A 6,330-nucleotide genomic window follows, 5' to 3' on the forward strand; every position below is an offset into this window, starting at 1 on the left:
GGTAAGAATGTCGGAGCCGGTGTAGAGACTGGTATCGCCGGCGGTGATGTTTAGGTTGCCGGAGGTGGTGTTGATGGTTGAGAAATCGGATAGGTTGATGCTGTCGCCGGAGCGGAGAGTGGCGGTGCCGGCGGAGAGAGTTGCATCCGTTGAGAAACGGATTGAATCAGCGGCAAACGCTCTGAATTCTCCAGCTGTGCTGATTCCAGAGTCTAAACCAAAAACAATCGACCGCTTTCCACCATCATCGTAACATGACGCAGAACCACAATCCTTATGGCCGGCCAAAAGGGTGACAGCGGAGTTACTGAAGTCAGACTTTCCATTAACGATGATTTGTTTGCCCGCCACCAACTTCAACTCACTTCCGCTGGTTCCCTGAACCGTCCCTCCTTCGGTGATGGAAATGGTATTCGTGGCTTGTAGCTCAACCGTGGTTTGTTGATGTTCCAGTATTGACCCAAGAGACTCAAAAGTCACTGCTAGAGCGTCATCTCCCCCAATACCCGGCTCGCTGAAGTCAACAATACCGTCAAAATCCTCGTCTTCTGCTCCTTGGCTTATATTAATGTTTTCAGGATCCAATAACAGCCTGCCCGCCCCTTCCGGCCCGGACAGGTCGACACTCCCGTCGAAAGCCAAATGGCTCTTGCCGGAGACCTCTGCAAACCCGCCTTTCCCGTTAGAGCCGCCCTTTCCGGCTAGGCTTCCATAAAAACGGGTGGCCTCATCGGCCCAGACGATAATACGCCCGCCGTCGCCCGTCGCGGTCGCACTGGCGTCAATGCGGGCACTGGCGCTCACCGCCGTTCGGTGGGCATTGGGCAACCATGAATTCTTCCCTTGGTAGTCACCCCCGATAAAGGCCTCACCGCCGCCCTCGACGCCGGAGACCTCTACCTGGGCGCCATCAAACAAGCCCACCTGCTCGCCCAGCACCTTTATCTGGCCGCCCTTCCCTCCACTGGCAGAGCGGGCCTGCACTCGACCGTCACCGGATACCAGGGCAGTCTCCCGAGCGTGGAGCTCAATGTGCCCACCGTCACCATTAAGGTTGTTAGCCTCAACCAGCCCCTTTTGGTCAATATTCTCCCCCAGAACCACCACCTCCCCGGCGGAACTCTCGTGAGAAACACTCAGCGTCCCGCTGTTGGAGACATCCGCCCCCGTCCCTAAACTGAAGCTGCCATCCTCATGCATAACAACACTGCGGGCTTCCTCCAGGTCACCGCGATTGACCGCCCGGGAAAACACATCCCGGCTGGTGCTGGCCGTCAGCAGAATACGACCGCCCTCCGCGTCGACGCGTCCGCTGTTGACCAGAGCCGCATTCACGCCCAGCTCATCCTGGACGACCGCTTCGCTGACCCGAACGCCCATCAGGCCACTCTGATCAAAGGTCACCACGGCCCCCTTCCCGGCGGCCAGGTTGACCGCCCCCAAGTGGGCGGTAATCAGTCCCTCGTTTCGCACCTGCTTGCCTACCAGCGACACCGAGCCACCGGTGGCGGCATTGATAACGCCTCGATTGACGACCAGACCGTCAGTACCGTTAACGCCGGACAGAGCCCAATCACCATTTAAAAAATCGTCCGTATTAACGTCCAGACCGCTGGCGAGCATACCGCCCACGTTAATCCGAGCGTTTTCACCAAACACAATTCCGTGGGGGTTTATCAGCACCACATGACCATTGGCGTTAATGCGGCCCCGTATTTCTGAGCCGCTTTGGCTGAGAATGCGGTTAAGCGCCACTGAACCGGCATCCGGCTGGTTATAGTTCACGACCTCATCCGCATTGAGATCATAGCTATCCCACTCAACCGCCAGCCGGTCCGATGCCTGCTCAATGGTGGTAACCTTACCCGCCCGCTCAATGGACGCTTCCCCACCGGTAATTCGCTCACCCGAAGGGCCGGCCCAGGCTGCGGAGCCGAACGCCATGGCGGAGCAAGCGGCCACCGCCAGATACAACCGGCGACGAGCAGGAAAGTTAGAGAGCGCTACGGTACGGGAGGGGACGTTTGATTTGGGCATGGGAATAGTCTGGGCTGAGGCTGCCCGCCTCCCGATAATAGAAAGGAGGCGGGCATGGGATTGAGGTTGAAACGGTAAGGACTTTAGTTCACGGATTTGGAGACGATCACATACTCTTTGGTATCCAGGTCCAGCGCATAAACACCATCTGTTTTAGGGTCAGCAAACAGCAAGGACCGGTTTTCCTCGTCCAGGTGAAGGTCTACATCCATATTGCGACCAAACCGCGTATCCAGCTCGAACTCTCTGACGGTACCCCACTGCTGATCTTCGGTGTGGTAGGTCACAATGCCAGCGAAGTGGGTTGAGATGTAGAGCTTATTGCCCTCTTCGTTTAGCACAATATCATGCAGCGAAAAGAAATCACTCCCTTCCTGATAAAACGGAAACCCTGCGATATCCACTATCTCTCTGTCGCCTGAAGTCAGATTAATTCTAAATAAAGTGCTGCTTGCGGAACCTGAAGCGTACGCCACCTTGCCATCAGGCATCACCACCATCGACTCAGCCCCCCAAAGGTCGTCTCCTGTCCCTACCCCATAGTCACTACTGGACACAACCGTTCGTTCCCCAGTGTTCAAATTAATACGTAGTAGGTTTCCATCCCCACTTGACAAAGTATAGGTATGATCGTCACCTTTTGGGTCCGAAACAATGCTGACCACTCGATGATGTGTGGGTTGGTCAGTCTCCGGAATATACGAGCGGCTCACTGTTGTATACTCAGCCGTATCCAGGTCAACAGAGACAATTCTCGAATTATTATTCGATCCTACACCAAGGAGGGCTCCCTTCTGCTCAGGGTCAATAGTGATACTGTGAAAAATCCTAATAACCTCGGAATCATCGCCTATCATAGACTCCGCATTAAAGAATACCGACCTCTCAGACGTTTCATAGTCAATTGAAACAATCTCCCCAATCGGATCTCCCTCAGCATTTTCAGATAGGACCGGAACCAAGATTCGATTGCGCTTTTCATCAAACGTCACATCCCGAATATCGGTAAAAGGCACCTCGTTATCCGGAAAGCTTTCAGCAAACGGCTGACGACTGACCTGAACCACATCGGCCTCTTCTATGGCGTTGCCCTGAGCATCTTCCGCCGAGACCCGAATCTGATTATCGCCCTGCTCCAGGGAGACCGTCTTTGACCATCCCTCAAAGTCGTTCTCGGTATCGGCGGCATAAGTCTGGATGCTGCCGCTTTCTCCCTCAACCGTTAAAGTCACGGAGGCAACGGCACTATAATCATCATCAGAGGTGCCGCGTACCGTCAGGGTTTCCGCATCGGTGGCGGTCATCGGTGGGGGGAAAGCAAAGGCCGCCTCCGGCGCTTCGGTGTCCTCGAGGGTGGTAATCGCCCAGGTCGCGCTGGTATCACCAATAGTGAGAGTCACCTCTTTGGTGGCGCCCGGTTCATCTGGAGCGGTGGCCTGTAGAACGATTTTATCGTTCTCCCTTACCTCACTGGACTCTGAGGTAAAGCTCTCATTACCGTTAACCGCGTACTCTCCACCGTCTACCGAGACGGTGACCGGCACGTTGATGCCGTCCACGGAAAAGGAGCTGGCTTTAACGGTGGCGCCGGGTTCTACCCCGGTTTCCGCCTCAAAGCTGAACTCAGCGGGAGAGGTGTCCTCCTGGACCTGAGGGCGCGGGCCGGGACCACCGCCACTACTGCCGCCACAAGCAGCCAGAGTCAACAAAAGGGAGAACGCGAGAGTACCGGGGAAGAGATGACGCAGTGTCGGTGTCAGCATGACCATGCCGCTCCTTGTATTCCATGTCAGTTTGAAAAACGTCATTATGCCATGGGTATCACGGCCAAACTGTGAACCCGTCAAAAAACTGGGCCGAAAGCTGCGAAAGTAACCCCCACAGAATTCCGGTTCGTTGTCGGCATCGTCCAGTTGGTTGAAAGTGCGGAGCCCAGCCCTTTACCCCTGGCACACCAACCTAATCCTGGCACCCTAGCCGATTGAGCGCATGGAGGAGTAAAGCGGACAACCTTGCGTTAGTGCACCAACCGCAATACCTCCTAAAGCACTTATGCAGTGCAATACGCTTCCATTGGGTATCAGGCAGTCGTCCACTTTAAAGGAGCGAACGTTTCTGATAGCTTGCGCTGATCAGCACTTAGCCCCTCCAGTGCCTTGGCTTGCTGTCGCTCTGCCTCTGCGGAGAATCGAATCTCCAAACTGTCGAGCAATGCATTTGCCAGCTTCTTCATCGGCTCTTCGCTGACCCAATGGTTAACATCACTTTCGGGCTCGCCTTCCAAGCTCAAATACACAGGGTACCTTTGAGTTGGCAGAACGACCTCTAGCAGATGCTCATCCGAGAGAGGAAGGTAGCAGTAGCGCCGACGATCAAATAAGCCCAGCTTTGTGTTCTGAATAGCATCAAACCGGGCAGCTATACAGGGAAAGCGGTCTAGAGGCTCCCAGTTCGTAGGAACAAACCAATCCTGTTCGGTCCCGCTGCGGGACAAATCCTCCTCGAAGTAATAGGCCATCAACTGGGCAATAGCTGTTTCAAAGGCGCGAGGGCGGAAAAACGAGCTCTCTGGGGAGGGATTAGCTAAAGTGAGCAAGCTGACATGCATACTCAAACACCCGAGCGTGCCAGTAAATAAGGGGCCATTAAAGTTCCACCACCGGGAAATTAACGAATATCGCTTCCAGCTATATTTTCGAGCGATTGCTGCCTCATAGTGACTCCGGTGGGTGTTAATGTTTCGCTCTGGATTCCGCGACCTTCCTGGATGGCCCATGCTCGAGCGCGGCGCCTTGATGCTAACATTAACACCGTAAGCGCACACTTTTTTCCGAGGCGCCCAACTAACACTAGGCCCCTTGGGTACGATATAGGATTGCTGCGCTCGAAATCGAAATGGCCAGTAGAACATCAGAACTTTCCTTTGATTCTCTCATGGGCGCCAGGTGTGATCGCACGGGTTAGCGCATTCAATGCGGTGAATCCAGCCACACCAGCACCGATTAGAAACCCTCCAGGGCCTGCCAGGCCAACCCCTGAAAGTACTGCCACACCACCAATGATGACTTGTGGACCTTTACACAGATCTGCAGACATTTGCAGGCGGGAGTAGTTCTCTGGTTCCTTGCGGCGGCGGTTTAACGGGGCTCGAATCGCGTCCAGCGATGCGGATCTATACCCAAGGCTATAGGCTTTTCGCTCAAACTCCAACCCCAAGTCATAGGCGAGATTCTGGGCTTTAACCAGATTGGTAGCATATTGCGAAAAGAAAATATGATGACCGGTGCCATCAAAGTTGACATTTCTAGTTTTTAAGAGATGCATCGCATGCGTCAACACTCCAGAGCCTCCGCCTTCACTGATCCAATATACGCCTTCAATATTTCGAGACTCCTCCATGGCTTTGGCCAAAAGCACTGCACTTTCACGGATCGATAACAGGCGCTCGGGATGATTGGCTTCTGCACGACAAAGCCCCCCAAGTCGACGGTCTGAGCCGGGGGTGTAATGCATATCAAATCCAGCACGATCAATGATCGAGCGCCCCATTGGCTCTGTGGCAGCTCGAGCTGATCTAATCGCAGCATTTTGAATGCTCTCAGCTCGATCGCTGACTGTAACAACACGAAAACTCTCGGGGTGAATAGCGAGGGCAGGCGCGGTTTGATACTCGTCACCCTGCTTACTCACTTTGAATAACCCCGGCTTCTTTCCAGCCTTCTGTAACTCCGCATAGGTAGAGTCAAGCGCCATTTGGTGAATGACAAAATCGCTGTTTGGGCTCTGGCTGAACTCCAGGCTGATGCCCGGTACCAGCAGAACATAAACTTGCCGGTTATCGGCCGTCTTAGCACCTTCTCGGACAAAAACGGTTTTCATCTGGCGCGAAGTCAGTGCCGAAATGTATTTAACTGCGCGGGTTGCCCAATAGTCACCCTGACGGGCCATTTTAGCGAGCTCGCCGCACGCTTGAGCAATCTGCGGGGTTTGTGCCACAACGCGGGTGCCGGCACTCTTGCCAGCGATCACTTCGGATCTAGAAGGGGGGATAGCCATATTAACTCCCTGTGTCCTTGTAAAAACGTAAAAATTCTCCTGATTCCAGTCGGTGTGCCGAATGTTAAGCACAGCGCGGCCGCAATTCATAGAAATGACAAAATTTATAGAACTCGGCGCCAAAAGGGTACCACTTACTGAAACCTCTCTGCGCGACCTGGTTCACACTATGCCTGTTAATGGCCATCTAAACTGACCCACCTCTGGCCAATAATTTTGACCCACCCCAGGTGGCTT

Annotated in this window: 4 protein-coding genes; all 4 read right to left on the reverse strand. The window is 54.1% G+C overall.

Annotated features, from left to right (window positions below; translation table 11 throughout):
* A partial coding sequence (locus AAE514_RS18095; protein ID WP_347332967.1) for a two-partner secretion domain-containing protein occupies positions 1–2,037 on the reverse strand: 2,037 nt, incomplete at its 3' end.
* Between the two features lie 83 nt (positions 2,038–2,120).
* Positions 2,121–3,800 (reverse strand): NHL repeat-containing protein, encoded by a 1,680-nt coding sequence (locus AAE514_RS18100; RefSeq protein ID WP_347332968.1) that lies wholly within the window; start codon positions 3,798–3,800, stop codon positions 2,121–2,123.
* Positions 3,801–4,117: 317 nt separating this feature from the next.
* Positions 4,118–4,645: a hypothetical protein gene (locus AAE514_RS18105; protein ID WP_347332969.1), complete on the reverse strand. Its 528-nt coding sequence runs from the start codon at positions 4,643–4,645 to the stop codon at positions 4,118–4,120.
* 302 nt (positions 4,646–4,947) lie between these two features.
* A complete protein-coding gene (locus AAE514_RS18110) occupies positions 4,948–6,093 on the reverse strand; it encodes a hypothetical protein (RefSeq protein WP_347332970.1) in 1,146 nt (381 codons plus the stop codon).
* Positions 6,094–6,330 lie beyond the last annotated feature (237 nt).

The organism is Marinimicrobium locisalis (genome assembly GCF_039822625.1).
Classification (GTDB): Bacteria; Pseudomonadota; Gammaproteobacteria; order Pseudomonadales; family Cellvibrionaceae; genus Marinimicrobium; species Marinimicrobium locisalis.